Annotated in this window: 25 protein-coding genes and 1 pseudogene; 14 read left to right on the top strand and 12 right to left on the bottom strand. The window is 57.8% G+C overall.

All coding sequences use genetic code 11. The features are described from left to right. Nucleotides 1-89: 89 nt before the first annotated feature. Complete coding sequence (locus tag P8O11_RS03785; protein ID WP_300291807.1) at nt 90-773, bottom strand: NAD-dependent deacylase; 684 nt, start codon at nt 771-773, stop codon at nt 90-92. A gap of 82 nt (nt 774-855) precedes the next feature. Here P8O11_RS03785 and P8O11_RS03790 point away from each other — a divergent pair, with 82 nt between their 5' ends. The 5 genes from P8O11_RS03790 to P8O11_RS03810 all read left to right on the top strand — a co-directional run bounded on the left by P8O11_RS03790 (nt 856) and on the right by P8O11_RS03810 (nt 6,585). After that, nucleotides 856-1,533 (top strand): site-2 protease family protein, encoded by a 678-nt coding sequence (locus P8O11_RS03790; protein WP_300291809.1) that lies wholly within the window; start codon nt 856-858, stop codon nt 1,531-1,533. Nucleotides 1,534-1,633: 100 nt separating this feature from the next. Continuing rightward, nucleotides 1,634-1,951, top strand: coding sequence for a hypothetical protein (locus P8O11_RS03795; RefSeq protein WP_300291811.1), 318 nt, complete (start codon nt 1,634-1,636; stop codon nt 1,949-1,951). A 50-nt stretch (nt 1,952-2,001) separates the two neighbouring features. Next, the gene (gene dnaG, locus P8O11_RS03800) at nt 2,002-3,987 is read left to right on the top strand and encodes a DNA primase (RefSeq protein WP_300291813.1); all 1,986 of its coding nucleotides are present in this window, start codon (nt 2,002-2,004) and stop codon (nt 3,985-3,987) included. Between the two features lie 118 nt (nt 3,988-4,105). Beyond that, nucleotides 4,106-6,106: an RNA polymerase sigma factor RpoD gene (gene rpoD, locus P8O11_RS03805; RefSeq protein WP_300291815.1), complete on the top strand. Its 2,001-nt coding sequence runs from the start codon at nt 4,106-4,108 to the stop codon at nt 6,104-6,106. A 29-nt stretch (nt 6,107-6,135) separates the two neighbouring features. After that, entirely contained in the window at nt 6,136-6,585 is a 450-nt protein-coding gene (locus P8O11_RS03810; RefSeq protein ID WP_300291817.1) for a hypothetical protein, read from the top strand. Here P8O11_RS03810 and ribD read toward each other — a convergent pair. The 7 genes and pseudogenes from ribD to P8O11_RS03845 all read right to left on the bottom strand — a co-directional run bounded on the left by ribD (nt 6,575) and on the right by P8O11_RS03845 (nt 13,775). Next, a complete protein-coding gene (gene ribD / locus P8O11_RS03815; RefSeq protein ID WP_300291819.1) occupies nt 6,575-7,675 on the bottom strand; it encodes a bifunctional diaminohydroxyphosphoribosylaminopyrimidine deaminase/5-amino-6-(5-phosphoribosylamino)uracil reductase RibD in 1,101 nt (366 codons plus the stop codon). The two genes, P8O11_RS03810 and ribD, sit on opposite strands and share 11 nt — an antisense overlap. Then, the gene (gene nrdR, locus P8O11_RS03820; RefSeq protein WP_089889318.1) at nt 7,672-8,142 is read right to left on the bottom strand and encodes a transcriptional regulator NrdR; all 471 of its coding nucleotides are present in this window, start codon (nt 8,140-8,142) and stop codon (nt 7,672-7,674) included. Before nrdR ends, ribD begins: the two co-directional genes overlap by 4 nt. A 159-nt stretch (nt 8,143-8,301) precedes the next feature. After that, nucleotides 8,302-8,727 (bottom strand): secondary thiamine-phosphate synthase enzyme YjbQ, encoded by a 426-nt coding sequence (locus P8O11_RS03825; protein WP_300291821.1) that lies wholly within the window; start codon nt 8,725-8,727, stop codon nt 8,302-8,304. 123 nt (nt 8,728-8,850) lie between these two features. Beyond that, nucleotides 8,851-9,150 carry a hypothetical protein gene (locus P8O11_RS03830; protein ID WP_300291823.1) on the bottom strand — a complete coding sequence of 100 codons (300 nt, stop codon included), beginning with the start codon at nt 9,148-9,150 and terminating at the stop codon, nt 8,851-8,853. Between the two features lie 48 nt (nt 9,151-9,198). Then, nucleotides 9,199-11,214 carry a capsular polysaccharide biosynthesis protein gene (locus P8O11_RS03835; protein ID WP_300291825.1) on the bottom strand — a complete coding sequence of 672 codons (2,016 nt, stop codon included), beginning with the start codon at nt 11,212-11,214 and terminating at the stop codon, nt 9,199-9,201. Between the two features lie 6 nt (nt 11,215-11,220). After that, entirely contained in the window at nt 11,221-12,366 is a 1,146-nt protein-coding gene (locus P8O11_RS03840; protein WP_300291827.1) for a polysaccharide biosynthesis/export family protein, read from the bottom strand. A 116-nt stretch (nt 12,367-12,482) separates the two neighbouring features. Continuing rightward, nucleotides 12,483-13,775: pseudogene (locus P8O11_RS03845) on the bottom strand (capsule biosynthesis protein). A 148-nt stretch (nt 13,776-13,923) separates the two neighbouring features. On the opposite strand from P8O11_RS03845, the gene P8O11_RS03850 reads away from it, so the two are divergent. Together P8O11_RS03850 and P8O11_RS03855 are read left to right on the top strand one after the other, a co-directional pair. Beyond that, a complete protein-coding gene (locus tag P8O11_RS03850; RefSeq protein ID WP_300291830.1) occupies nt 13,924-14,511 on the top strand; it encodes a riboflavin synthase in 588 nt (195 codons plus the stop codon). Between the two features lie 73 nt (nt 14,512-14,584). Then, complete coding sequence (locus tag P8O11_RS03855; RefSeq protein WP_300291832.1) at nt 14,585-15,562, top strand: MBL fold metallo-hydrolase; 978 nt, start codon at nt 14,585-14,587, stop codon at nt 15,560-15,562. A 23-nt stretch (nt 15,563-15,585) separates the two neighbouring features. Here the strand turns inward: P8O11_RS03855 and P8O11_RS03860 are convergent, their stop codons facing one another. Further along, on the bottom strand, nt 15,586-17,061 hold the full coding sequence (locus P8O11_RS03860) for a GGDEF domain-containing protein (RefSeq protein ID WP_300291834.1): 1,476 nt from the start codon (nt 17,059-17,061) through the stop codon (nt 15,586-15,588). Between the two features lie 234 nt (nt 17,062-17,295). Here P8O11_RS03860 and ribB point away from each other — a divergent pair, with 234 nt between their 5' ends. The 4 genes from ribB to P8O11_RS03880 all read left to right on the top strand — a co-directional run bounded on the left by ribB (nt 17,296) and on the right by P8O11_RS03880 (nt 20,514). Beyond that, a complete protein-coding gene (gene ribB / locus P8O11_RS03865) occupies nt 17,296-18,423 on the top strand; it encodes a 3,4-dihydroxy-2-butanone-4-phosphate synthase (protein WP_300291836.1) in 1,128 nt (375 codons plus the stop codon). 3 nt (nt 18,424-18,426) lie between these two features. Continuing rightward, the gene (locus P8O11_RS03870) at nt 18,427-18,978 is read left to right on the top strand and encodes a 6,7-dimethyl-8-ribityllumazine synthase (RefSeq protein WP_300291838.1); all 552 of its coding nucleotides are present in this window, start codon (nt 18,427-18,429) and stop codon (nt 18,976-18,978) included. Beyond that, nucleotides 18,975-19,442, top strand: a complete 468-nt coding sequence (nusB, locus tag P8O11_RS03875) for a transcription antitermination factor NusB (RefSeq protein WP_089889345.1) — start codon at nt 18,975-18,977, stop codon at nt 19,440-19,442. Before P8O11_RS03870 ends, nusB begins: the two co-directional genes overlap by 4 nt. Before the next feature lie 67 nt (nt 19,443-19,509). Further along, complete coding sequence (locus P8O11_RS03880) at nt 19,510-20,514, top strand: LLM class flavin-dependent oxidoreductase (RefSeq protein WP_300291841.1); 1,005 nt, start codon at nt 19,510-19,512, stop codon at nt 20,512-20,514. 171 nt (nt 20,515-20,685) lie between these two features. Here P8O11_RS03880 and P8O11_RS03885 read toward each other — a convergent pair whose 3' ends face one another. After that, nucleotides 20,686-21,705, bottom strand: a complete 1,020-nt coding sequence (locus tag P8O11_RS03885) for a polyprenyl synthetase family protein (protein WP_300291843.1) — start codon at nt 21,703-21,705, stop codon at nt 20,686-20,688. A 35-nt stretch (nt 21,706-21,740) separates the two neighbouring features. Here P8O11_RS03885 and P8O11_RS03890 point away from each other — a divergent pair, with 35 nt between their 5' ends. The 3 genes from P8O11_RS03890 to P8O11_RS03900 all read left to right on the top strand — a co-directional run bounded on the left by P8O11_RS03890 (nt 21,741) and on the right by P8O11_RS03900 (nt 22,975). Next, nucleotides 21,741-21,962, top strand: coding sequence for a DUF2007 domain-containing protein (locus P8O11_RS03890; protein WP_300291845.1), 222 nt, complete (start codon nt 21,741-21,743; stop codon nt 21,960-21,962). Further along, nucleotides 21,949-22,707 carry a methyltransferase gene (locus P8O11_RS03895; RefSeq protein WP_300291847.1) on the top strand — a complete coding sequence of 253 codons (759 nt, stop codon included), beginning with the start codon at nt 21,949-21,951 and terminating at the stop codon, nt 22,705-22,707. Before P8O11_RS03890 ends, P8O11_RS03895 begins: the two co-directional genes overlap by 14 nt. 94 nt (nt 22,708-22,801) lie before the next feature. After that, entirely contained in the window at nt 22,802-22,975 is a 174-nt protein-coding gene (locus P8O11_RS03900) for a YdcH family protein (protein ID WP_089889359.1), read from the top strand. Nucleotides 22,976-23,088: 113 nt separating this feature from the next. On the opposite strand, the gene phbB is transcribed toward P8O11_RS03900, so the two are convergent. Continuing rightward, nucleotides 23,089-23,811, bottom strand: a complete 723-nt coding sequence (gene phbB / locus P8O11_RS03905; protein ID WP_271437213.1) for an acetoacetyl-CoA reductase — start codon at nt 23,809-23,811, stop codon at nt 23,089-23,091. Between the two features lie 149 nt (nt 23,812-23,960). Beyond that, entirely contained in the window at nt 23,961-25,136 is a 1,176-nt protein-coding gene (locus P8O11_RS03910) for an acetyl-CoA C-acetyltransferase (protein WP_300291852.1), read from the bottom strand. Nucleotides 25,137-25,181 lie beyond the last annotated feature (45 nt).

Below are 25,181 nucleotides of genomic sequence, written 5' to 3' on the forward strand. Positions count from 1 at the left end.
GGGGGCTCTGCCCCCATGTCATAAGCCTTAGGGCTTATGACATGCCCCCCCCTCGGGGGGGATATTTCTGGAACGAAAGAGCTGAAGGGTCAGCAGAAGTCGGCAACCCACTCGGGAACAGTCTCGCTCGCAGGGCCGATCCGCACCTCGTCAAACATCCAATACCCCGCAGATGGCTCAAGGTTGAGCTCGACCGTGGGCACACCAAGGCGGCGCGCCTCGGCAACAAAGCCTGCTGCAGGGTAGACATTGCCACTGGTGCCGATCGAGGCAAAAAGCGTGGCTTGGCCGAAGGCCGTGTCGATTCTTTCCATCCCATAAGGAATTTCGCCAAACCAGACGATGTCAGGCCGCGTGGCCTCTGCGCCGCAGCTCGGGCACGCATCAGACACACTCATAACCAAAGGCGCATCCCACCGCGCTTGGCAGTTGGAACACATAGCGCGCGCAAGGCTTCCGTGCATGTGAAGTACGTTTTTTGATCCCGCGGCCTCGTGAAGCCCGTCGACATTCTGTGTGACGATAAGCACATCGTGTACCGCCTCAAGGGCAGCCAAGGCGCGATGCGCTGCATTGGGCACGGCTTTGACGGCTTCCGCGCGGCGCATGTTGTAAAATCTCTGTACAAGCTCCGGATCACGCATGAACCCTTCGGGAGTCGCCACATCTTCGATCCTGTGCTGCGCCCACAGCCCACCCTCGTCCCGGAAGGTTCCAAGCCCGCTTTCGGCCGAGATACCTGCGCCCGTCAATATCACAATATGCTCTGTCATGGCTTCAGTTTAGCCGCTCACAAATCCAAAACCAGCGCCTTTTGCACTTGCCGCTGCCAAGACTTCGGCGCAAACATGCGCCATGTTTCAAACGGGTCCAACGCTGTTTTCTGTGAAAGGTCTATTCGGCGTGCGCGTCGATGTCAGCCAGTCGCTTGTCATATTGGCAGGTCTGCTGCTCTTCCTTGCGGGGCTGAGCAATATCCTCTGGGTTGGTATCCTTGTCGCGATGCTTCTCACGTCGATCTATCTGCACGAGCTTGGCCACGCTTGGGGGTGCCTCATCCAAGGCTTGCCTGTAACGCGGATCGTGCTTCATGGCGGTGGCGGCTTTTGTGAACATGCGCGCTCTGCCTCGCGCCACCAGCAAGAGCTGATTGTCGCCATGGGACCTCTGGTCAACCTTGCGCTCTGGGCACTGGCCTCGCTTTTGTCGTGGTGGATTTTTTCAAGCCATGCGATGGGCTTAGATGCGATCGGCAGCTATCTCATGCTCTTTGCACGGCTGAATCTTGCGCTCTTTGTCTTCAATCTCATTCCTGTACAGCCGCTGGATGGTGGCAAGCTTCTTCAGCTCGGCCTCTTGCGGTTTTTCCCGCAAAAACAGGCGATCCGTATGGCAGGCGCCGTTGGCCTTGTCTTTGCTGTGCTTTGGTGGCCCGCGCTGATCTATGTCTACCTGACGTTTGGCTGGCTCCTGCTCTTTGCCCCGCCGATTATGTTGCATTGGCATATGGCGCGCGGTGAATACCGGCCCTGATCGGCGCGCTTGTGCCGGTTGCGTGACTGTCTGCGGAATTCTTCGCTGACTCTCCCGTCCTGCTCCGCTAGGCTTGGCTGAAACTGAGAAGAGAGACGCCATGAAACACCTGCTCACAACCACAGTCGCCTTCATGCTGATGACCGCAGCGACAACGGCTCAGGCCGAAACAGCCAAAGAGCGCAAAGCGCGCTGTGAAGCCCAAGGCGAGATTGTGACGAAGGCCGTTGCACTACGCCTCAAGCGAACCAACGAGACCAAGGCCAAAGAAGACATCAGGGCCAGCACAGAAGAGGCGCTCCAGGGCGCAATCCCCCTGCTGGTCGGCTATATTTACACTTTGCCGCGTAAAGACTTGAAGGCCAATGATGTGCCCGCAGTCTTCATTGAGCAATGCGCGGCCTTTGAGCCTGAGTAAGTTACGTTTGAGCGCTTGCCGCCCGCGCGCTCAGGCCCCATATTAGCCAGATGTCGCTGCCACCCGGTTTTCTTGATGAGCTTCGCACCCGCACCTCGCTCTCGCAGGTCGTGGGCCGCAAAGTCATGTGGGATCAGCGCAAGTCAAACCAAGGCAAGGGCGACATGTGGGCGCCATGCCCCTTTCATCACGAAAAATCCGCCTCCTTCCATGTCGATGACCGCAAGGGCTACTACTATTGCTTTGGCTGTCACGCCAAAGGGGATGCGATTTCCTTTATAAAGGACACTGAAAATGTCGGCTTCATGGAGGCCGTAGAGATACTGGCTCGTGAGGCAGGTCTGCCGATCCCCGAACGCGATCCGCGCGCTCAGGAAAAGGCTGACAAGCACACAGAGCTCGCCAAAGTGATGGAGCAGGCTGTGCAATTTTACCGCCTCCAGCTCAAGACAGGGACCGGTGCGCCGGCGCGTGATTATCTGGATAAGCGCGGCCTCAAAGAGAGCACACAAGAGCGCTTTGAAGTCGGCTTTGCCCCCGACGGCTGGCAAAATCTCTGGGATCACCTCACAAGCAAAGGCGTTACGCCCGATCTGATCATTGAGGCGGGCCTTGCCAAGCCGAGCGCCAAGGGCGGCAAACCCTATGATACGTTCCGCAACCGGATCATGTTCCCGATCCGCGACATCCGCAAACGCTGTATCGCCTTTGGTGGCCGCGCGATGGACCCAGCCGACAACGCCAAATATCTCAACTCGCCCGAGACACCGCTCTTTGACAAATCCCGCACGCTTTACAATCACGCGCCCGCGCGAGAGGCCGCTGGAAAAGGAGCACCTCTGATTGTGGCCGAGGGCTATATGGATGTGATCGCGCTCTCAGAGGCGGGGTTTGAAGGCTCTGTCGCGCCGCTTGGCACAGCCGTTACAGAGCATCAGCTCCAGATGCTCTGGCGCGTCTCCGATGAGCCAGTGATCGCGCTCGATGGCGATACCGCTGGCCTTCGTGCCGCGCACCGCGTGATTGATATCGCTCTGCCATTGCTTGAAGCTGGCAAATCTCTGCGCTTTGCGCTGATGCCCGAGGGCAAAGACCCGGACGATATGATCCGCGCCGAGGGGGCAGGGGCCGTGCGCAAGCTCGTTGAGGAGGCCATGCCCATGGTCAACCTCCTGTGGAGCCGCGAAACCGAAGGTCGCGTGTATGACAGCCCCGAGCGCAAGGCTGCCCTCGACAAGGCATTGCGTGAGAAAATCAAGCTGATCCGCGATCCCTCGATCCGCAGCCACTACGGCGAGGCGATCAAAGAGATGCGCTATGATCTCTTTCGCCCCAAACGTGAGGCGTGGGCGCCTTCGGGCGGCGGGCAGCGGCAGGGCGGCTATCAAAAGACCCGTGGCAAAGGCGCATGGCAGCCGCCGCAGCCGCCTGTCCTGACGGAAACAAAAAACAGCTACCTCGCTGCAGGCAACGAGGCCTCCCAAGAGCGCATGCGCATCACTGTCATTCTGGCTATGCTCTTGCGGCATCCGTTGCTTGCACGCGAATTTGATTACGCATTGGAGCGGATGGATTGCCACACGCCAGAGCTTTCGGCTTTGCGCCATGTGGTCTTGAGCCTCAGATCGACAGCCTATGACGCCGCCTATGAAGAGGCCGCCGAACGTTTGGGCTATGAGACGCTTGAAAATTTGCTCGCCGCCCCCCATCTGCGCATAGTCCCCGCGCTCAAAGAGGCGGCGGATGAAGACCTCGTGCGCATGACATTGGCCGAGGAACTCGCCAAACTTGAGGCCCACCGGGGGCTCAAAGCCGAAATCGCCGAAGCAGAGGAAGACCTAGCCCATCTGGCTGACGAAGCCGTGACGTGGCGGCTGTCTCAGGCCGCCGCAGCTGTAGGGCGCGCGCAAAGTGGCACACAGGAAGACAACACCGAATACGACCTCGGCAAGAACGGCGCTCGAATCAGTAAGTCCGAACGCGAGGCCTTTGCGGCGCTCATGGCGCAGATTGGCCACACTGATTCGTCAGATTAATGCGTTTTCGTGAGGAAGCGCTAACCAAAACAGGGTAAACGGGTTGCGAATCACTTCGTAAAGCCGATGATTCGGTTAAAAGCGAATCACCCGCGATCCAGTTCCGAAGGAGCAAACCATGGCTGCAAAAGACAACGATGAGCGCAAGCCCGACGCAGACGACAGCGACGGCTCCCTTGATATGAGCCAAGCGGCGGTCAAAAAGATGATCGCCGAGGCGCGCGAGAAGGGCTACATCACTTACGATCAGCTCAACCAAGTCTTGCCGCCCGAACAGGTCAGCTCCGAACAAATCGAAGACGTGATGTCGATGCTGTCTGAAATGGGCATCAACATCATCGAAGATGAAGAAGCCGAAGAAGAAGAGCAAAAGCAGGGCGATCTGGTCACTATGGGCCAGAAGGGCGAGCTGACGCTTGGCTCGGGCACGTCCGAAAAGCTCGACCGTACCGATGATCCTGTGCGCATGTACCTGCGCGAAATGGGCTCTGTCGAACTGCTCTCGCGCGAAGGCGAAATCGCCATCGCCAAGCGTATCGAAGCGGGCCGCAATACAATGATCCTCGGGCTTTGCGAAAGCCCGCTGACCTTCCAGGCGATCACGATCTGGCGCGACGAACTTCTCTCGGAAGATATTCTCCTGCGCGACGTGATCGACCTTGAAACAACCTTCGGCAATCAGCTTGGCGAAGAAGGCGAGGTTGGTGCAGGTCCGGTTGCCCCGGGCGCGGCCGCCGCCAATGTCACATCTGCTCCTGGCCGCGATGACGCCAGCCCTGAGCTCGATGCCGACGGCAACCCGCTCATCAAAGAAGATGATGAAGACGAGGATGACGACGAACAGGCGAACATGTCGCTCGCCGCGATGGAAGCTGCGCTAAAGCCCCGCGTGCTCGAAACCCTCGACCAGATCGCCGATGCCTACACAAAGCTCTCGGAGATGCAGGACAGCCGTATCTCCGCTACGCTCAACGAAGACAGCAGCTTCTCGGACAAAGCAGAGAAGAAATACCAAAAACTGCGCTCCGAAATCGTGCTCCTCGTGAACGAGCTTCACCTGCACAACAACCGTATCGAAGCGCTGATTGACCAGCTCTACGGTATCAACCGCCGGATCATGCAGATTGACTCCAACATGGTCAAACTGGCGGATCAGGCCCGCATCAACCGTAAGGAATTCGTTGATGAATACCGCGGTCGCGAGCTTGACCCGACATGGATGGAAGACATGGCGGAGAAAGCGGGCCGTGGCTGGCAGATGTTTATCGAGCGCTCCGCTGATAAAGTCGACGTGCTGCGCGCTGAAATGGCCCAAGTCGGTCAGTATGTCGGCCTTGATATCTCTGAGTTCCGTCGCATCGTCGGTCAGGTCCAGAAGGGCGAAAAAGAGGCCCGTCAGGCGAAGAAAGAAATGGTCGAAGCCAACCTGCGCCTCGTTATTTCGATTGCCAAAAAATATACCAACCGTGGCCTGCAATTCCTTGATCTCATTCAGGAAGGTAACATCGGCCTCATGAAAGCGGTCGACAAGTTCGAATATCGCCGTGGATATAAGTTCTCGACCTATGCCACATGGTGGATCCGTCAGGCGATCACGCGCTCTATCGCCGATCAGGCCCGCACGATCCGTATCCCTGTGCATATGATCGAAACGATCAACAAGCTTGTGCGGACAGGCCGCCAGATGCTTCACGAAATTGGCCGTGAGCCGACGCCCGAAGAATTGGCCGAAAAGCTGCAAATGCCGCTTGAGAAAGTCCGCAAGGTGATGAAAATCGCCAAGGAGCCAATCAGCCTCGAAACGCCGATTGGCGATGAGGAAGATTCACAGCTCGGTGATTTCATTGAAGACAAGAACGCCGTTCTGCCTCTGGACTCCGCCATTCAGGAGAACCTCAAAGAGACAACAACCCGTGTTCTCGCTTCGCTGACACCTCGCGAAGAGCGCGTGCTGAGGATGCGCTTCGGCATCGGGATGAATACCGACCACACACTCGAAGAAGTCGGCCAGCAGTTCAGCGTCACCCGCGAACGCATCCGCCAAATTGAGGCAAAAGCGCTGCGAAAGCTCAAGCACCCCAGCCGCAGCCGCAAGCTGCGCAGCTTCCTCGATCAGTAATGCAAAAGAGCCCTTCGGGGCTCTTTTTTATGGAGACAACCATTATCAAAACAATCGCCTTCAGCTTAGCGGTTTTGCTTCCGAGCCTTGCCAACGCTGGCTGTCCTGTTGGCGAGTCCGAGTTTGTTTCATGTACTCTGAAAAATGGAAAAAAGAAGCTTGAGACCTGTCGCAGCGAGGATCGTGCGTCTTACTGGTTTGGTCCTTCCGGAGGCAAAGCCGAGCTGGCGCTAACGGCGCGCAAGGGCGAATATCTCCATCGGCCTTGGTCAGGGGTGAGCAACACCATTTGGGAAGAACTTGAGTTTGAAAACAATGGCGTAAGCTACACAGTTTTTGGCGCGCATGAACGTATCTGGCCAGAAGCAGAGGGCGGTGACGTCAAAGTCATCACCCACGGCGGCGTGACGGTTGGCCAAAACGGCAAAGAGCTCGCACGTCTTGAGTGCGATGCTGGCTCTGTCAGCTTCAACTGGTGAGGCGCCCCCACCGCGTCATCACATCCCCACCCACTGCTAGGCTTTCCAGAAGCTCAAAGCGTGGCGCTTGTGTGAGCCGCTCAAGCCCCATTGCCCCAATCGCAGGCAAGCCTTCTGCGCCAATTGCGAGCCCTGCGGTGTAGCCGACAAGTTCGTCGACGAGATTGTCCCCAAGCAACGAGGCCGCCAACGCGCCACCCCCTTCGCAGAAAATGCGTGTGAGCCCCGCTGCGCCCAAGGCGTCGAGCACGGAGGCAATATCAAGCTGCCGTCCGCGCAAGCCGCATGGCAAAAGCTGCGCACCGATACCGCTCCAAGCCTCGGTCAAATAACTGTCCGCATCTGACCCGTGGCAAAGCCAAAGCGGCACCTCTTTCGCACTCATCGCAAGCTTGCCCATCATTGGCAGATCAAGGTGGCGCGAGACGATCACCCGCACAGGCTGGCGCACATCGCCGTGGCCGCGCACCGTGAGCATAGGGTCGTCCGCCCGCGCTGTGCCGCCACCCACCATCACAGCGTCATGGCATGCGCGCAGTCGGTGCACATCGGCGCGTGCCGCCGCGCCCGTGATCCACTGGCTCTCGCCTGTGGCCGTTGCGATGCGCCCATCAAAACTGCTGGCAAGTTTGAGCGTCACAAAAGGCCGCCCTACTGCCTGAAGCTTCATAAACCCAGCGTGATCGCGGGCAGCCTCTTGCGTACAGACCCCAAGCACAACCTCGATGCCCGCCGCGCGCAGCATCTCAAATCCACGCCCTGAAACGCGCGCATCATTGTCTTCAAATGGCGCAACAACTCGCGCGATCCCTGCTTCAATCAAAGCGCTCGCGCAGGGCGGCGTTTGTCCCTGATGCGCGCAAGGTTCCAGCGTAACATAGGCCGTGGCCCCGCGTGCTTGCGCTCCAGCTTGCGCCAGAGCGACGGTTTCAGCATGCGGGCGCCCGCCCGCTTGCGTGAAGCCGCGGCCCACAATGCGGCCCGCGTTCACAATCACACAGCCAACAGCAGGGTTGGGCCATGTCTGGCCCATCCCACGCCGCCCCAGTCCAAGGGCGGCACGCATATAGCTGTCGTCAGACTGGTTCACTTGTCTTCAGGTTTCACATCCGGCCGCAGCTCGCTGACAAATTTGTCAAAGTCGTCTGCCGCTTGGAAGTTCTTGTAAACACTTGCAAAACGCACATAAGCTACGGTGTCGATCCGTGCGAGCGTCTCCATGACAATCTCACCAATCACGCGTGAGGGAATGTCTGTCTCGCCTTGGCTTTCCAGCCTGCGCACAATCCCCGAGATCATCTGATCAATCCGCTCAGGCTCAACTGGGCGCTTTTGCATGGACATACGAATAGAGCGTTCGAGCTTATCGCGGTCAAAGTCTTCGCGCTTGCCGTTGGTTTTGATCACGACAAGATCGCGTAACTGCACGCGCTCATATGTGGTGAAACGCCCCCCGCAGGCAGGGCAAAAGCGCCGACGCCGAATAGACACATGGTCTTCGGCTGGGCGCGAGTCTTTTACTTGGGTGTCGATGTTTCCGCAAAACGGGCAGCGCATAGGCCGTCCCCCTTCTTTTGTTGTTCCGCCTCAAAGATGTGGGGTTGGCCCCCACTTATCAACAGGCACTATAGGCCAGACGCTAGGCTTTGGGTAGGGGGCAAATGCACCCCCAAGATAGGCTATAGAGGGAATGTTGCAGTTTGGTTCCCGTGTGGCCTAAAGGCCGCGATCAGGGGCAAAATATGCGGCCACTTCGCGTCGATGCGGCGCATCGCGGTGCTCAAACAGATAGATCCCCTGCCAAGTGCCGAGCCGCATCTGTCCGCGCTGAACAGGAATACTCAACGAGACAGGCATCATCGCGGCTTTGATATGTGCTGGCATATCATCGGGGCCCTCGTAAGTATGGCGCAGGTATCGCATCGACGGGTCGTCAGAGGGCGGCACAAGCCGGCCAAAATAGGCGCTCAAGTCGCTCTGCACCTCTGGGTCCGCGTTTTCCTGAATGAGAAGCGAACAGGAGGTGTGGCGCACCATCAGCGTGAGAAGCCCGTCGCCCTGGCCTGCCAATAGGCCCGCCACATCGGGGGTAAACTCGTAAAGCCCTTGGCCGCGTGTTGCGATATGGAAGGTGTCCTGCATTCTTCAGTCGATCCACTCTTCAATGATACGAGGGCAAAACCCTTCGGCATGAGCGAGCCTGAGGCTATAGCCTGTTGTCTTGAGTGAGACAGAATAATTCCCGCCATCCCCAGGCCGTGGTCCTTACGCGAGCGTGGAGTCTGGTCGGGTTGTAAAGCTGGCGGAATTTTTGGTGTCATACTGCGGCGAAGGCCCAATCGCGCGAGCGAGATAAATCCGCGTATTTGGCGCCTCTCCAAGAACAACACGCGCATATTGGGCCGCCGCACACCAGATTTCGCGTGGACCTGCGCCGCGCTCTGAAATCACTTCAAAGCGCGCATCACCTCCTTCGGTAAATGCACTGATCCCGTTTACGGCTGTAAAGGCACTGGCCGCACAGGCGCAGCCAGCAACTATGACACTTAATCCAAACACACGCATGTCGAGGCTCCTTTGTCCTAAGATAGGCATAAGCCCCCGTCGCTTCAATCAGCGCCAGAAATGCGCATAGCTCGCAAAGACGCCTTGAAGCTTTGCCAGCAGCTGGTTGGCGGGGCCGCGCTGAAAGCCGCCTTCGCTCAGCCGCTTCAGCGCGAGCTCTGGACTGCACGGAAGCTTGCTCACAGGGTCAAAATAGCGTGGATAGTCGATCAAGGCTGCATGGGCGAGGCTCTCAAGGCCCACATGCCGCCCGCGCCGCGCAGGCACACGACCCTTGTCTGTGGTCAGCCCACATCCCGCATAAAACGGTGCGCCTGTTGTGGTTACTTTTAGACCACGCAAAAGCGCCTCAAATCCAAGCAAAGAGGTCATGGTCCAGACTTCCTCGACCTTGCCGAAAAGTGTCGCCGCATCTGCATTTTCCACCAATACATCCGCCAGCCCAACCAAATCTTGGGGCGCCACTGCGCCAGGGCGCAGCCCTGCCTCAACGTCAGGGTGGGGTTTGAAAACAATGATCGCCTCAGGGTTTGCCGCCCGCGCTGCGGACAGCAGGCCAAGGTTTGTGCAAATCTCCCCCGCACCAAGACGGATCGAGGCATCGTCCTCCACTTGCCCTGGAATCAAAATGCGCCGCCCCTCTGGGAGATCGGGGACTTGGCCCTTGAGGTTGTATTTCGGTACGCCTTGAGTGCAAATCGTCTCTATCAGCGCGCGGACGCGTTCAGTCTGATCCGCCCGCAAGGTGGCCCGCGCTGCCACCAGTCGTTCAAGCCGGCTTTCGCGGGTCGGGTCGTAATAAATCCCAAGGTCGTCAAGCACGAGGCTCAGAGGCGGGGTCAAAGCCGCGCCAAGCCCGCGGGAGCGCAAAAACTCGTCTTCAAGCCGCGCGCGTGTCTTACCTTCTTGCGCCTTGCCCGCCCAGATCATCGCCTGTCCCGTGTCTTTGGAGCTGTTCCGAAACCGCACCCGCTTGTATCGGCCAAAAAAGTGCTGCAATGGCCCGCGTTTCCAAAGCCGCATTCCTGCCGCCTGCCAGCCCTCATGATCCTCGCGCCACGCGCGCACCTCGGCTTCAAAGCTGCCGAGGGCGGTCTCAAAACGCGCCAAACAAGCGTTGTGTGCGTCATACCACGTCGGCGCTTTGATCATCGCCCCAAGAAAAAGCTGCGCCTTCGTCAGCACCCGCCCACGGCGGGACAGGGCGTGCGGATTACGATCCTCCGACAACCCCCAACCTGCATAAAACGGCTGGCCAAATACATGTGGTCGATGCCCGGCCAAGATCGCCTCAAAGCCCATTTGACTGGTCACGGTATATACGGCAACAGCGCCCTCCATCAGCGCCCAAGGGCTTACAGCCCCGTCAAACAGGCTGATCTTGGCGCTGGTGTCGGCTTCGCTGAAATACCCCTGCCGATAGCCCGCCTGTGTCTCTGGGTGGGTCTTAATTACAATCCGCGCGCCAGGATTATCTTCCTGCGCATAGTAGAGCATTTCCTCAAAAGTATTCGCATCCGCACGCCCATGGGTCACAGAAGCATCCCCGCGCGTTTGGTCGATCACAAGCACATATCCAGCCTTGGGGCAGGGCGTCTCTGGGTCATAGCTCGCATATTTACTGAGCTGTGCCTCTTTCATCCGGGCAATCCCGGAATGGGCGCGCTTGAGCTCGTCGGTGTTATCCAGCGGGTCGCTCGCAAGGATTTGCTCCAGCCGCGAGGGGGCACTCGCGTCAAAATAGACGCCAATGTCATCAATCATCAGCCCCAAAGGTGGCTCGCCTGCGCGCCCCGCATGAAGCGAGCGCAGAAATGCATCTTCGACGCGCAAAAGGCTGGCACCTGTCTTTGCCGCGATAGCCTCGCCCCGCGCCGCATAGGGCGAACGGCCCCAAACTGCCACGCTGTCGTCGGAGGTTGGCTTGCCAAGTTTCAGATCATACCCTGCAAGTTGCAAAATCCGTCGCACACGGCGCTGTCGCAAAAAACCAGCGGTATAATAGTAAAGCCGCCGACGCTCTTCAGCACCGACGGCTTTAAATGTATCGGGCAGATCAGCCACTTGGCCTTAGCCGCCAGAACCAAGTGTCGTTAGCGTGTCGACTGTGGCCAAAGAGCCAGTCAGAGCCGAGATCGTCTTATCCCACTGGGTAAACGGTGCTTCGGTCACATAGAGCGTGTCACTGTCGCGCACAGAGAAGTCACGCGCCAAAAACATACCGTTGGGCTGCGTCAGGTCCAGCACATAAACAAGCCGCTGCGCGCCCTGCAAATCCTGACGACCCATTACCATATTTGCAATATCGGCAGGTTCGTTGCGGAAAATAAACACACCTGTGGGGTCAGCCGCCGAAGTCGAAAGGCCACCCACTTGTGCAATCGCTTCGATCGCGCTCAAGGTCTGGCTTTCAAAAGCCACACGCGCTTGCGTGCCAGTCGCACCAAGAGCGGTAAAGTTGCGAGTGTCTTCTTCGACAAGAATACGGTCGCCATCGCGTAGCGCAATATCAAGCTGCGGATATTTGTAGAGGTCTTGGAACCAGACCTTCGAGCGCATGTTGCCACGGATCACAGTGATCTGGGCAATCTCTGGTTCGATCGTTATGCCGCCAGCCTGCGCCATCATCGTCGAAAGCGTGCGCGTCGGGCGCTCGATAGGAAAGACGCCTTGGCCGCCAACCGCACCAATCAAGCTGACGCTTGCACCGTCGCCTGCAAGGCGGCGGACCTGAAACTGTGGGTCAGGGGTCTGTTCGCCAAGTTTGCGCGTGATGGTCTTGCGGATGCCTTCAGGCGTGTTGCCCGCGGCGCGGATGCGCCCGGCGTATGGAATAAAGATAAAGCCCGCACCATCGACCTGCACTTCTTCGAGCACAGCGGCGCCTGAACCTGTGGGACCAGATGAGCCAAGCAGTGGATCATCGACGTTTTCCCAAATGGTCAGGCCGAGCGTATCCCCGGGGCGGATCGTGTCCGAGCCAATAAGTCCTGCGTTTTTGAACGCATCCGAGAAGCCAAGGGCAGGCACAATACCTGTCGCGCGGGTCACACGGTCATTGACCGAGATAACAAAAGCGTCGCCGCTTTGCTGCACAGATCCTGAAAAAATTTCGCGTTTGTTGGGGCCTGATCGCGGCAGGCCACAAGATGATACAACCGCAAGAGCGGCAACCAGCGCGACAAAACGCGCCCAGCTAGGAGTTACGGGTTTCACTGCTCGGTCTCCTCGACCTATTATTATTCTGCCTCAGATTCAGCACTTTGCGCGCCGTTATTGAGGCAAGCGTAATCCAGATGAATTTAAAAATAAAGCTTTAGACTTGCGCGGGCTTATTGCACCAGACGTAACTGTTGCCTCGGAGCCGCGGTTCCTGCCTCCAAGGCCTCATAAGGATCATCCGCGGTCAGCATCATATCAACCACCATGCGCATCAGCTGGCGTCGTCCGCGGGAAGAATAAAACCCGCCAGGAACCTGACTGGTTTCCAGCAGGTAGCGGCGATAATCCTGATAAGCCTTGTGGTCAGGTCGCTTCGCCGCGCCGAAAAAGGTCGCCAACGGCTCGGTTGAGACAAACTCGGGCTTATCATAGACCGCACGGCCAAACACCTTGAGCGGAATACCCCGCCACAAGACTTGCTGCGCAGCAGTCGAGTTCACGGTGACAGCTGTGCGCACATCATTGAGCAACGCGGCCAGCTTGCCGCCGCGCACATAATGAACGCGGCTCTTCAGGCCCAATTCCCGTGCCAGTCGTTTGATCTCGCGGCGCAGTGGCACGCGCCCGTCTTCGAGCGGATGGGCCTTGAAAACAAGGTGATGGTGCTTCGGCGCGCCTTCGGCAAAGCCGCGCATCACAACTTCGAGAAACTCGGTCATCGTGTTGAAAGGCGAGTGCATCTGAAAGCTGCTGTCATGCTCTAGCTGCAAAAGCGCCAGATGATAGGGAAAGCCACCGTGGCGAATACGCCACGTGGCCACACCCCTCTCCAAGGCCTGAAACGGCATGAGCAGAAGGCGTTTGAGATAAAGCTGGAATTCTTTCGTGACGCTCAATGCACGGTGCGGCTGGAAGTTGCGGTATTGCCTGTTTCGAAACATCACAAACCAGTGGTAGAGCGCGCCATAAAACACATGTTGGCGGGTGTCGCCCTAGCGGGCAGGGGGCAGGGGTGTGTCCATGTCCGTATGGGCCAGCCCCGCTTGCATCTCGTTCAACGACATCTTCATGAGCCGCGAGTTGCCGTTGCTTCCGCCGCGTTCGTAGGTCACCCAATAGGGCCGCATATAACCCTCTTCAGAGACATGAATGCCAAGGCCCAAGGCTTTTGCTGCGGCCACAGCCTGCGCATGAATGGGGCGCGTGTCACCATAGAGCACAATATCGGTGACGCCTTTTTTTGCGACAATCTCTGCAAACCGTGCATCCCACGGTGCCAGCGTCCCACGATAGGGGACATAGCTCTTAGGGCTAAACCAGAAGGCGCGGTCGCCCGCGTTAAACCCGACACGCCAAACACTCGCTCCCGCACGCTCCAGCATTTTCCCCAAAAGGTGAAAAAACGGCCCGTGCGGCCCCTGCAAAAACAGGAAAACGCGGTTATCACCAGTGATTTTGCCCATATGTCTCGCGCTGGTTGGAATACTCTTGACCCTTTTATAAACGCTGACTGTGGTGAAAATATGGTGAATACGCCAGTAAAGGTCAGCGCTTTCTTGCAGCCCGCCGGCGCCCGCGCTAGTAAAACCCATCAGCGCGAAAGGCAGCCCCATGTTCACAGGCATCATCACAGATATCGGCACCATTCTTGAGCTTGAGCAGCGTGGCGATCTGCGCGCGCGCATCGGCACGTCTTATGACACCAAAACAGTTGATATCGGCGCATCCATCGCCTGCAACGGTGTCTGCCTGACAGCCATCGCGCTGGGCGAGGGCTGGTTTGATGTCGAGATTTCTGCTGAAAGTGTGACCAAAACCAACATCGGCACATGGGTCAAAGGCGGTCGTGTCAATCTGGAGCGCGCGCTCAAAGTCGGCGATGAGCTTGGCGGTCATATTGTCTCTGGCCATGTGGACGGCGTCGCGCGCATCACGGCCATGAAAGACGAAGGCGACAGCACCCGCGTCACGCTCCAAGCCCCAAAAGAGCTCGCCCGCTTCATCGCGCCCAAAGGCTCCGTCGCTTTGAACGGCACATCGCTCACCGTCAACGAGGTCGAGGGCGCAAGCTTCGGGATCAATTTCATCCCCCACACCAAAGACGCGACCACATGGGGCGCCGCTGAAGTTGGTGACCTGATCAACCTCGAAATCGACACGCTCGCGCGCTACGTCGCTCGCCTCGCCGAAAGCATCTAACACATTCACGAAAAGCATTGCGTTTGGCGCGCGCGGCCCTAGACTCCCCCAAAGTCAAACAAGGGAGCCTGCCATGAGCCTGATCAAACCAACCCGCCGTGACATCCTCAAAATTGCCGCAGCGATGCCTGCCTTTGCGCTGCCCGCCACGCTGGCGCAGGCGTCCGCCGCGCCGCTTGGCGCACCCGCCGCAGGCAATGGCGGTGTTTTCCGCTTTTCCATGGGCGATATGCAGCTCAGCGTGCTCTCCGATGGCTTCTTTTCCGTGCCCACAACGGGCCTTGGGGTCAACGCCCCCCGCGAAGAGGTGCAGGCCTTTCTCACCGCGCATTATCTCTCGCCAGAAGAGGGCTACAGCCATACAAATCACCTCCTGATCGAGACAGCCGAGGCCAAAATCCTCGTAGATGTCGGCTCTGGCAACCGCTGGTTCGAAACCACAGGCCGCCTTGTCAGCAATCTGGAAGCCGCAGGCCTCACTCCAAGTGACATCACCCATGTCGTGATCACCCACGCGCACCCCGATCACATCTGGGGCATCCGCGACGACTTTGATGAGCCGCTCTTCCCTGAAGCCGAATATATCATCGGCGAGGCAGAGCATGCCTACTGGAGCCAAGACGGCCTCGCAGATCAGGTCAGCCCCGAAATGCTCCAGTTCGTCGCTGGCGCGGTCAACAGCTTTGCCACAGAAGGGGTCGAGTGGACGCTGGCAAGTGAGGGCTACGAAGTTGTTTCTGGCGTCACGCTCATCAACACACCGGGTCACACGCCCGGCCATATGTCTGTGCGTCTGGACAGCGGCGATCAATCCCTTATCGCGCTGGGCGACGCCATGAGCCATGCTTGGACAAACTTTGCCCAGCCGACATGGTTCAACGGCTTTGATGCGGACGGCGAGCAGACAGTCAAAACCCGCCAAGCGCTGCTTGATATGGCCGCAACCGACCGTGTTGCGCTGTTGGGCTATCACTTCCCCTTCCCGGGGGTCGGCCATGTGATGCGTGATGGCGAGGCGTATCGGTTTGTGCCAAGCCTCTGGCAGTTCTGAGGCAGAGGCCGTCCCCAAGGCGTTTAGTCACTGTGGGGCGCAATCTTCATGTCAGTCAGCCAGATGTCGCGCTGCTGCATTTCGCCTGTCGCAGGTTCTTGGGCGGGATGGATTGTGTGCTGGCAGGGCCTGCTGGCCGCAGGCCCGCGCGCGATATCTGTGAAAAAAACCACGCGGTCGCGTCCTGTTTTCTTGGCAGCAAAGAGCGCCTCGTCAGCTTTGGCGAGTGTCTCGGCAAAGCCTTGGCTCGCCCCATAGAGGCACACCCCAACGGATGCCGTGACGTTGCGTGGCGTAACCTTGCCCGCTTTTTGCAGCCGCTTAGGAATACTCGCAAGCGCAAGGCGCATCTCTTCAACTCGCCTCTCCAGAACATGCAGGTCACTATAGCGTAAGCACAGCACAAATTCTTCCCCGCCCCAACGCGTGATCCGCTCGTCGGGCCGCATGACGTGGCTCAAAGCAGGGCGAACCTCTTGCAACACACGGTCACCAATACGGTGACCATAGGTGTCATTGATGCGTTTGAAATGGTCCAGATCAAACACACCAATTGCCCAGCGCTCATCAGTCTCCGTGTCAGCGGGGGTACGGTATTGGGCTTGCTCAAGCCCCGCACGGTTCAAACAGCCTGTAAGCGGATCATGGGTGGCAATGCGCACCAGTCGCTCTTCTGCGGCACGGCGCAGCGCATCAGCTTTTTCAAGCCTGTTGCCTGCGCGGATCGCGTTCAGAATGCCCGCCCAGATAATGGTCGAAATCAGATGTGCTTCAAATGGGAGTTTCTGATCTGTTTCCTTCAGAACTTGGTTCAAGAACAGGCCGCAGGCCAAAGGCGCGACCATACTGACAAAAGCCAGAGAGCGGGTGACTTGCCCAATTTCGGAATTCAGAAAGAAAACGCGTGTTGGCTTAAAACCAGTAAAGAGTGTGGCTGTGGCCAAAGTGAGGAAGAGCAAAGCCCCTGTCGTGGCAAAGGACATCTCCCCGCCGAGGAGGCGCAGGCCAAAGCTCTGCCCGATGATCGCGTTGAAGATAAAGGTCATGGCAACAAGGACACCAACAACCGCCACATTATAGTAGCGCCGCCTCAGGAGGCCTGAGAGGCTGAGAAGGACGATAACAGCGAGGGTATTCCAGCCCATTTTGCCTTCCAAAGCCCAGCCTGCATTTGCAGGAAATAGCTCTAAGGCGCGGGTTGATATAGCAAGGCCAAGTGCCAAAAAGGTCAGAAAAAATCCGAGCTGGACTTGAAGGCTGTTTTGTCTGAGGAAGAAAGCGATTGCCCCAATAGAGATCGAGAGCGCCGTCACAACCTTTGTTGCAGCGCCGTCGCCCGCGGGCTGCCAGTAAAGTGTCCAGCCCAGCACATTGGTCAGAAGGCCATAATTGACAAAAACAAGTGCCAAAGCCGCAAACCAAAGCCGCGTGACCTTGAAGTTCAAAACATGCAGATCAGGTGCCTCGGCACGCGTGTAAAGGTGGTCGGTTTCTGCCATGGCTGGACCTCTTCTTTATTAGTGATGTGTCAAAACGCTGTTGCGTGTCACCACCTCAGAACGGTTCGCCGCTTAATCCTTTAGGCAAATGTGATAAAACACACTAATTAATGAAAGATTAATACCAGGCTTAATAAAGCTAAACGAAATGATGACCTGCCCGAGACCCATTTCCGGCTCTGGTCAAAAGCGCGCCCTCCTGCTAAGCCCTTCGGCGCAAGCAATGAGGCCCTCATGACCAACGCATACACGACCCCCGGACCGCTGGAAGCGAGCCTGAAAAGCGCGATTTCACCGATAGAAGAGATCATCAGTGCCGCACGTGCGGGAGAGATGTTTGTTCTCGTCGATCATGAAGATCGCGAGAACGAGGGTGATCTTGTGATCGCGGCTGAATTTGCCGATGCGGCCGCCGTAAACTTTATGGCCACCCACGGGCGCGGCCTGATTTGCCTGCCAATGACATCCGATCGGATTGACCGCTTGGGGCTGCCGATGATGGCGGTCAACAACTCTTCACGCCACGAGACGGCCTTTACCGTCTCAATCGAAGCCCGCGAAGGTGTCAGCACCGGGATTTCGGCCTCTGACCGCGCCCTGACAATCGCCACCGCGATCGATGAGAAAAACTCCTCCGCCGCGATCGCGACGCCGGGTCACGTCTTCCCGCTGCGCGCCCGCAACGGCGGCGTGCTCGTACGCGCAGGCCACACAGAGGCGGCGGTTGATATCGCCCGCCTCGCAGGCTGCAAGCCCGCTGGCGTGATCTGCGAGATCATGAAAGACGATGGCACAATGGCCCGCTTGCCCGACCTCGTCGCGTTCGCCGCCGAGCATGGCCTCAAGATCGGCACCATCTCTGATCTCATCGCTTACCGCCACACCCACGACAACCTCGTGACCCAGACCCGCCAGGAAAGCGTCACCTCCGAGTTTGGCGGCACATGGGACATGCGCGTTTTCAACGACCAGATCAGCGGAACAGAGCATATCGCGCTCCTTAAAGGGGATGTGACTACCGAGGCCCCCGTTCTCGTGCGCACCCATGCGCTCAACGAGCTAGAGGATGTGCTTGGCCTCGGCCCCACGCCCTCTGATGAGCTGCACAAAGCCATGCGTATCGTCGCGGCTGAAGGCCGTGGCGCGGTGATCCTCTTCCGCGAACCGCACCCGCGCCTGACATTTGCCGCCGATGAAGACGCCCCGCGTATCATCAAGCACACAGGTCTCGGGTCCCAAATTATCGCGAGCCTCGGCATCACCGAAATGATCCTGCTCACAAACTCCCCTCGAACCAAATATGTCGGCATTGACGCCTATGGTCTCTCGATCACTGGCACACGCCCGATCACGGAGGCCTGATCCATGGCAAGCTCCCAGTCCCACTATATCCTGCCGCGTCCGAGCTTTGACGCGCCCGTGAAGCTCCTGATCGTGGTTGCGCCCTATTACCGCGATATCACCAATGACATGATCGTAGGGGCACGCGCCGAAATCGCTGCCGCAGGCGCGACATGCGATCTCATCGAAGTGCCAGGTGCGCTCGAAGTGCCCACCGCCATCGCAACCGCCGAGCGCTTGTCCAATTATGATGGCTATGTGGCGCTGGGCTGCGTCATCCGCGGCGCCACCACGCACTACGAGACAGTCTGCAATGACAGCTCCCGCGCCCTCACACTTCTCGGCCTCCAAGGCCTCTTCATCGGCAACGGCATCCTGACGGTCGAAAACATGGCCCAAGCCGAAGAGCGCGCCAATCCGGCAGACATGAACAAAGGTGGCGGAGCGGCTGCGGCAGCCTTGCATCTTGTTGCGCTCGCCCGTAAGTGGGGCTCTCAGCGCGCTACACCAGGTTTCAAGCCCGACACCGAAGAGTATCAGCTGGCCCAAACCACCAAAGGCAACCGTTCCGAATGACGCTCTCAGGCAACCAAAAACGCAAAATGAAATCTGCCGCACGGCTCTATGCTGTTCAGGCGCTTTTTCAGATGGAACATTCCCATCAAACGGTCGAAGCCGTGATGGCCGAATTTGCCGAGCACCGCTTTGGCGCGTCCTATGATGAGGGCGAGATGCAAGACGGGGATATGGAACTCTTCGCCACGCTGATGGAAAACGCCGTCAGCTACCAAGCCGCCATCGACCAAATGACAGACCGCGCCCTTGTCGCCAAATGGCCGCTGGGTCGGATTGACCCGACATTGCGCGCGCTCTTCCGCGCCGCAGGGGCCGAAATGAGCCAGACAGACACGCCGCCCAAAGTCGTGATCAAAGAGTTCGTTGACGTCGCGGGCGCGTTCCACCCCGAAGGCAAAGAAGCCAGCTTCGTTAACGCCGTGCTCGATCATATGGCCCGCGAGGCGCGCCCCGAGGCGTTCTAAGGCACGTCCCGCCAAACCCACAGCATCAGCTCTTGGCAAGTCCCCCGCGCGAGCCTAAACCTAGCGCATGAAACACTTCTCCCTCCTTGATCTTTCACCAATCCCAGAGGGTCAGACAGCCGCGGATGCCCTGCGCAATACGGTGAGCCTTGCCCAAGCGGCCGAGGCCGCAGGTTATCACCGCTACTGGTTGGCAGAGCATCACAATATTCCCGGTATCGCCAGCGCCGCGACCCCTTTGGTTATCGGCCATGTGGCGGGAGCCACCAAACATATGCGCATCGGGGCAGGGGGCATGATGCTACCCAATCACGCACCGCTTGTCGTCGCCGAGCAGTTTGGCACATTGGCCACGCTCTACCCGAACAGAATAGACCTCGGCCTTGGGCGCGCGCCCGGAACCGATATGGAAACCGCCCGCGCCCTGCGCCGTCACATGGTATCCGAAGACAGTTTCCCAACCGATGTTCAGGAGCTGCTCCACTACTTCGGCGATACATCAGGGGCCCGCGTGCGCGCCATTCCGGGTGAGGGCACAGAGGTGCCCGTGTGGATTCTTGGCTCTTCGCTTTACGGCGCTCAGCTCGCGGCCATGCTCGGCTTGCCCTATGCCTTCGCCTCTCACTTTGCACCCGATCTCTTGGAGGAGGCGCTTTATATTTATCGCAACAGCTTCCGTCCGTCAGGCAGGCTCGCCGCGCCCTATGTTGTCGTGGCCGCAGGGGCCTGCGCCGCAGAGATAGACGAAGAGGCTGCATTTCTGCGCACGTCCCAAATGCTCGCTTTCGCCCGTCTGCGCACGGGTCGGCCCGGCAAGCTGCCGCTGCCCGTTGACGATATTGAGGCCGAAGTGCCCGCGCCTGTCCTTGCGGGTGTGCGCCAAGCGCTCGGCTGCTCGGCCACAGGCGCGCCCGACACAGTCAAAGCGCAGCTCGCCGCTCTCATCGCGCGCCATGAGCCCGATGAACTCATGGTCACTGGTATGATCCACGATCACGCCGCGCGCATCCGCTCGTTTCAGATTGTCGCCGAGGCACTCAAGGCGCTTCAGTCCGAGCGCGCGGCCGCTTAATCCCTGCCTTGGGATGGCGCTGCCCGTCCACACCAACGAACGCTGCGTTATCTTAATTTCGGTTAACTTTTATCGAGTCACGCGGTGCACAGGTTGTGCACGGGTTGTGCACGCATATCACCCCCCTAGAATCAGCGCTTCAGCACGCCGTTAACCGAGCGGGGCGCAGCCTTAACTGATCCGCGACACAACGAACTCTGCAAGCGATTCGAGCATCTCGCGCAGCGGGTGCTCTGGCATCGCCTGAAGCGCCGCGCGCCCCTTGGCAGCATACCCCAAGGCGTCCTGCCGTGCGGCTTCCAAAGCACCATGTTTTTCAAGCAAATCAATGGCATGCTCAAGGTCGCCGTCACGCTGGTCGCCCTTTTCAATAGTGCGGCTCCAGAAAGCACGCTCCTCGGCGTCTGCCAAGGCCACCGCCTTGATCACAGGCAGGGTTAGCTTGCGCTCGCGGAAGTCGTCGCCAATGTTCTTGCCTGTTGCGCCTGAAAATCCTTTGTAATCAAGTAGATCGTCAACAATTTGGAAAGCGATCCCGAGCGCATCACCATAATCAAACAGCGCCTTCACTTGCGCCTCCGGCGCGCCAGCGATCACGCCGCCCACTTCCGTGGCCGCTGAGAAAAGCGCAGCTGTCTTGCCACGCACAACCTGCAAATAGATCGCTTCTGTTGTGGCCAAATCCTGCGCTGCCGTCAGCTGCAAAACCTCGCCCTCGGCAATCGTCGCTGAGGCATTGGCGAGAATATCAAGCACCCGTAAATTGCCTGTTTCCACCATAAGCTGGAACGAACGCGAGAAAAGATAATCGCCGACAAGAACAGAACTTTTATTGTCCCACAAGAGGTTAGCCGTCGGGCGGCCACGCCGCTTTTCGCTTTCGTCGACCACATCATCGTGCAGCAATGTCGCCGTGTGGATGAACTCTACAGTTGCTGCGAGATGCACATGATAGGGGCCCTCATAGCCGCAAAGTTCGGCTGCGGCGAGTGTCAGCATCGGGCGCAGGCGCTTGCCGCCCGCCTCAACCAAATGTTGTGTGACTTCAGGGATGCGGGGCGCATGTTCGGAGGCCATCCGCTCGCGGATCAAGGCGTTGACCGCCTCCATGCCTGTGGCCAAATGTGCAGCCAGTCTCTCGTGCGGTTTGTTTGCCGATCCGTTCAAGCTCTTCACGCTCCCGTCAGACATCTCGACATTTGCTGCCGAATGGTCATATTCACTTTATGAAACAACTTCTTAGCACGAACAATATGGCCGATCTGGCCTTTGCCCAAGCGCTGCTTCAGGGCGAGGGTATAGCGGTGTTTGAAATGGACGTAAATATGAGCGTGCTGGAAGGCGGCATAGGAATTTTCCCGCGCCGGCTTATGGTCGTTGCGGCAGATTATGACGCGGCTGCAAAGACACTGCGGGACAACGGGTTGGACGTCGATGAGCACCCCTGATCTCACGCATGATGCCTTTCTGGGCGGGCGCTTGAAGTTCTGGCAACCAAAGCAAGGCTACCGTGCAGGGGTTGATCCTGTGCTGCTGGCGGCGAGTATTGCCGCCAAAGCTGGTGAAAGCGTTCTTGATCTGGGCTGCGGAGTAGGCGCCGCTGCGCTCTGTCTGGGGCGGCGGGTTGAGGGCTTGGAACTCCACGGCTTGGAACTCCAACCGTTTTACGCCGCATTGGCCGAGAAGAACGCAGCCGAGAACGAAATCGCCTTCACGGTCCATCAAGGAGACGTTGCTGACATGCCCGCCGCGTTGAAAGAACGGCGCTTTCACCATGTGTTAACCAACCCTCCGTACTTTGATCGTGAGACAGGCTCCAAAGCCCCTGACACATTCCGCGAAACCGCACTGGGCGGCGCATCGCTTCCACTCTGGCTTGAGGCCGCCGCGCGCCGCCTTCTGCCAAAAGGTTATCTGACGCTCATTTGTCGAGCGGAGCGTGTGCCTGAGCTGCTGGCAGGGCTACCGGACTACCTTGGCTCTTGCGAGCTATGGCCCATTCTGCCGCGTGGGGGCCAGCCCTCACAGCTTGTATTGCTGCGCGCCCGTCACTCTGGCCGCGCTGCCTTTCGTTTGCATGCTGGGCTCTTGATGCATAAGGGCGTTGCGCACACAGCCGACGCAGAAAGCTACACGGACGAGATTGCCGAAGTTTTGCGCGATGCTGCTTCTTTGCCCTTCCCGGAAAAATGATTGCATTTTTTTGCCCGTCCTCTCGCATCTGCGGCGTGACTTCTTATGTTTGATATGCTCGACTAAAGACGCAACATTTTGAGAGGAGATTGCAATGAGCTTGAATTCCCATGTTGAAGAACTGAAGAGAAAACACCAGACCCTCTCGGATCGTGTCGAAACTCTCCAGCGCACGCCAAGTGCCTCAGATGCCGAAATCGCAGACCTCAAAAAGCAAAAGCTTAAAATTAAAGAGCAAATCTCTCGCTTCGAGACGACATCAGCCTGATTTTAAACGCAATTTTTGACGCGCCTCACGTTTTTGGGGCGCGTTTTTTATATGGCAGGGTCAAAGAAAAGGCCGCACTTTTCAGCGCGGCCAAGGACTTTGGTTTTGATCGTTTAGACGAAGAACTGACCACCATTTGCCGAGATCGTGGAGCCATTGATGAAGCCCGCATCATCAGAGGCGAGGAAGGCAACGCAGCGTGCAATTTCTTCAGGCTCGCCCAGACGGCCTGCTGGAATTTGACCAATGATGGACTCACGGACTTTTTCAGGAACCGCCATGACCATTTCTGTGGCGATATACCCAGGGCAGATCGCGTTCGCCGTGATGCCAGCGCGCGCACCTTCTTGGGCCAGTGATTTTACAATCCCCAAGTCCCCAGCTTTTGTTGCTGCGTAGTTGACTTGGGCGAACTGGCCCTTTTGTCCATTGATTGAACTTATGACGATCACACGACCAAATTTTCGGTCCCGCATACCGTTCCAGATCGGGTGAACCGTGTTGAAAACACCTGTGAGGTTTGTATCGATCACTTCGTGCCATTGCTGCGGCGTCATTTTGTGGAAAGGCGCGTCGCGGGTAATGCCCGCGTTTGCAACCACGACATCAATCGGACCGACTTCGGCTTCGACTTTCGCAAGCCCAGCAGCAGACTCATCATAGTCAGCCACATTCCACTTATAAGTCTTGATGCCGGTCTCAGCGGTAAAGGCAGCGGCGGCATCATCATTGCCAGCATAAGTCGCGGCAACATTGTAGCCATCGTCTTTCAACCGTTTTGCAATCGCCGCCCCGATCCCACGAGACCCGCCGGTAACCAATGCTGTTCTTGTCATGATGTCATTCTCCACACTTAAATCAGGTAATCCTGTTACCAAATGCGTATAGTTTAAGCAATAATGTTGCGCAAGCAAAATGCTGCAAGGGCAAAAAAACGGGGCGCTCCATCTGGAACGCCCCGCGATAAGTCTTTATTTTTGGTAAGTTAAGGACGCTCAACGCAAAGCGCTACACCCATGCCTCCCCCGATGCAAAGTGTTGCAAGGCCTTTCTTGGCGTCGCGGCGCTGCATTTCAAAGAGCAATGTATTAAGAACGCGGCATCCTGAGGCACCGATCGGGTGGCCAATTGCAATTGCGCCGCCGTTAACGTTGACGATCTCTGGATCCCAACCCATCTCTTTGTTGACGGCGCAGGCCTGCGCCGCAAAGGCTTCATTTGCTTCCACAAGATCAAGATCGCTTGCGCTCCAGCCCGCTTTTTCGAGAGCTTTGCGGCTGGCGTAAATTGGCCCGACGCCCATGACTGTCGGATCAAGGCCCGCTGTCGCATATGATACAATGCGAGCGAGCGGTTCGATCCCGCGCTTTTCAGCATTGTCAGCGCTCATCAGGAGCACAGCAGCGGCACCATCGTTGAGGCCAGAGGCGTTTGCCGCTGTCACTGTTCCGTCTTTCGCAAAGGCTGGGCGCAACTTTTTCATCGCTTCCATCGTAGCACCGTGGCGAATATATTCGTCAGCGTCCACGATTGTTTCGCCCTTGCGTGTCTTGACTGTAAAGGCGGCAATCTCATCTGCAAATTTGCCAGCTTTTTGAGCCGCTTCTGCCTTGTTTTGGGAAGCAACAGCGAAAGCGTCTTGCTCATCACGGCTGATCTGCCATTTCTCGGCTACGTTTTCAGCGGTTTGTCCCATGTGGTAATTGTTGAAGGCATCCCAAAGTCCATCGCGGATCATACTATCGATGTACTTCATATCACCCATTTTGATCCCATCGCGCAGATGCGCAACGTGGGGGCTAAGGGACATATTTTCTTGGCCGCCAGCTGCGACGATGTCGGCGTCACCCAGTTGAATATGCTGAGCGCCAAGAGCTACGGCGCGAAGGCCAGAACCGCATACCTGATTGATGCTCCATGCTGAGCTCTCAATGGGTAGACCGGCGTTGATATGCGCTTGGCGAGCAGGGTTTTGGCCTTGACCAGCCGTGAGGACCTGACCGAGAATTGTTTCAGAAACTTCGTTTTTGGCGATGCCTGCGCGCTCTACGACGGCTTCCAAAATAGCAGCACCAAGGTCGTGAGCCGGGGTATTGGCAAACGAACCTCCAAACGAACCAACTGCCGTACGAGCAGCGGAGGCGATTACAACATTAGTCATGAGCATTCCTTTCCCAGAAAAGACTTAGCCACAGTTGCGGCGTAA

The organism is Lentibacter sp., assembly GCF_029254145.1.
GTDB lineage: Bacteria > Pseudomonadota > Alphaproteobacteria > Rhodobacterales > Rhodobacteraceae > Lentibacter.

Excerpts from the sequence above, each read along its gene's own strand:
- P8O11_RS03890 (WP_300291845.1), top strand. The coding sequence starts at position 21,741 with ATGAAACAACTTCTTAGCACGAACAATATGGCCGATCTGGCCTTTGCC.
- P8O11_RS03825 (WP_300291821.1), bottom strand. The coding sequence starts at position 8,727 with ATGCAGGACACCTTCCATATCGCAACACGCGGCCAAGGGCTTTACGAG.
- rpoD (WP_300291815.1), top strand. The coding sequence starts at position 4,106 with ATGGCTGCAAAAGACAACGATGAGCGCAAGCCCGACGCAGACGACAGC.
- P8O11_RS03910 (WP_300291852.1), bottom strand. The coding sequence starts at position 25,136 with ATGACTAATGTTGTAATCGCCTCCGCTGCTCGTACGGCAGTTGGTTCG.
- P8O11_RS03810 (WP_300291817.1), top strand. The coding sequence starts at position 6,136 with ATGGAGACAACCATTATCAAAACAATCGCCTTCAGCTTAGCGGTTTTG.
- P8O11_RS03900 (WP_089889359.1), top strand. The coding sequence starts at position 22,802 with ATGAGCTTGAATTCCCATGTTGAAGAACTGAAGAGAAAACACCAGACC.
- nrdR (WP_089889318.1), bottom strand. The coding sequence starts at position 8,142 with ATGCGCTGCCCGTTTTGCGGAAACATCGACACCCAAGTAAAAGACTCG.
- ribB (WP_300291836.1), top strand. The coding sequence starts at position 17,296 with ATGACCAACGCATACACGACCCCCGGACCGCTGGAAGCGAGCCTGAAA.
- P8O11_RS03860 (WP_300291834.1), bottom strand. The coding sequence starts at position 17,061 with ATGGCAGAAACCGACCACCTTTACACGCGTGCCGAGGCACCTGATCTG.
- phbB (WP_271437213.1), bottom strand. The coding sequence starts at position 23,811 with ATGACAAGAACAGCATTGGTTACCGGCGGGTCTCGTGGGATCGGGGCG.
- P8O11_RS03830 (WP_300291823.1), bottom strand. The coding sequence starts at position 9,150 with ATGCGTGTGTTTGGATTAAGTGTCATAGTTGCTGGCTGCGCCTGTGCG.
- P8O11_RS03895 (WP_300291847.1), top strand. The coding sequence starts at position 21,949 with ATGAGCACCCCTGATCTCACGCATGATGCCTTTCTGGGCGGGCGCTTG.
- P8O11_RS03850 (WP_300291830.1), top strand. The coding sequence starts at position 13,924 with ATGTTCACAGGCATCATCACAGATATCGGCACCATTCTTGAGCTTGAG.
- P8O11_RS03795 (WP_300291811.1), top strand. The coding sequence starts at position 1,634 with ATGAAACACCTGCTCACAACCACAGTCGCCTTCATGCTGATGACCGCA.
- nusB (WP_089889345.1), top strand. The coding sequence starts at position 18,975 with ATGACGCTCTCAGGCAACCAAAAACGCAAAATGAAATCTGCCGCACGG.
- P8O11_RS03880 (WP_300291841.1), top strand. The coding sequence starts at position 19,510 with ATGAAACACTTCTCCCTCCTTGATCTTTCACCAATCCCAGAGGGTCAG.
- P8O11_RS03855 (WP_300291832.1), top strand. The coding sequence starts at position 14,585 with ATGAGCCTGATCAAACCAACCCGCCGTGACATCCTCAAAATTGCCGCA.
- P8O11_RS03870 (WP_300291838.1), top strand. The coding sequence starts at position 18,427 with ATGGCAAGCTCCCAGTCCCACTATATCCTGCCGCGTCCGAGCTTTGAC.
- P8O11_RS03785 (WP_300291807.1), bottom strand. The coding sequence starts at position 773 with ATGACAGAGCATATTGTGATATTGACGGGCGCAGGTATCTCGGCCGAA.
- dnaG (WP_300291813.1), top strand. The coding sequence starts at position 2,002 with ATGTCGCTGCCACCCGGTTTTCTTGATGAGCTTCGCACCCGCACCTCG.
- P8O11_RS03885 (WP_300291843.1), bottom strand. The coding sequence starts at position 21,705 with ATGTCTGACGGGAGCGTGAAGAGCTTGAACGGATCGGCAAACAAACCG.
- P8O11_RS03790 (WP_300291809.1), top strand. The coding sequence starts at position 856 with ATGTTTCAAACGGGTCCAACGCTGTTTTCTGTGAAAGGTCTATTCGGC.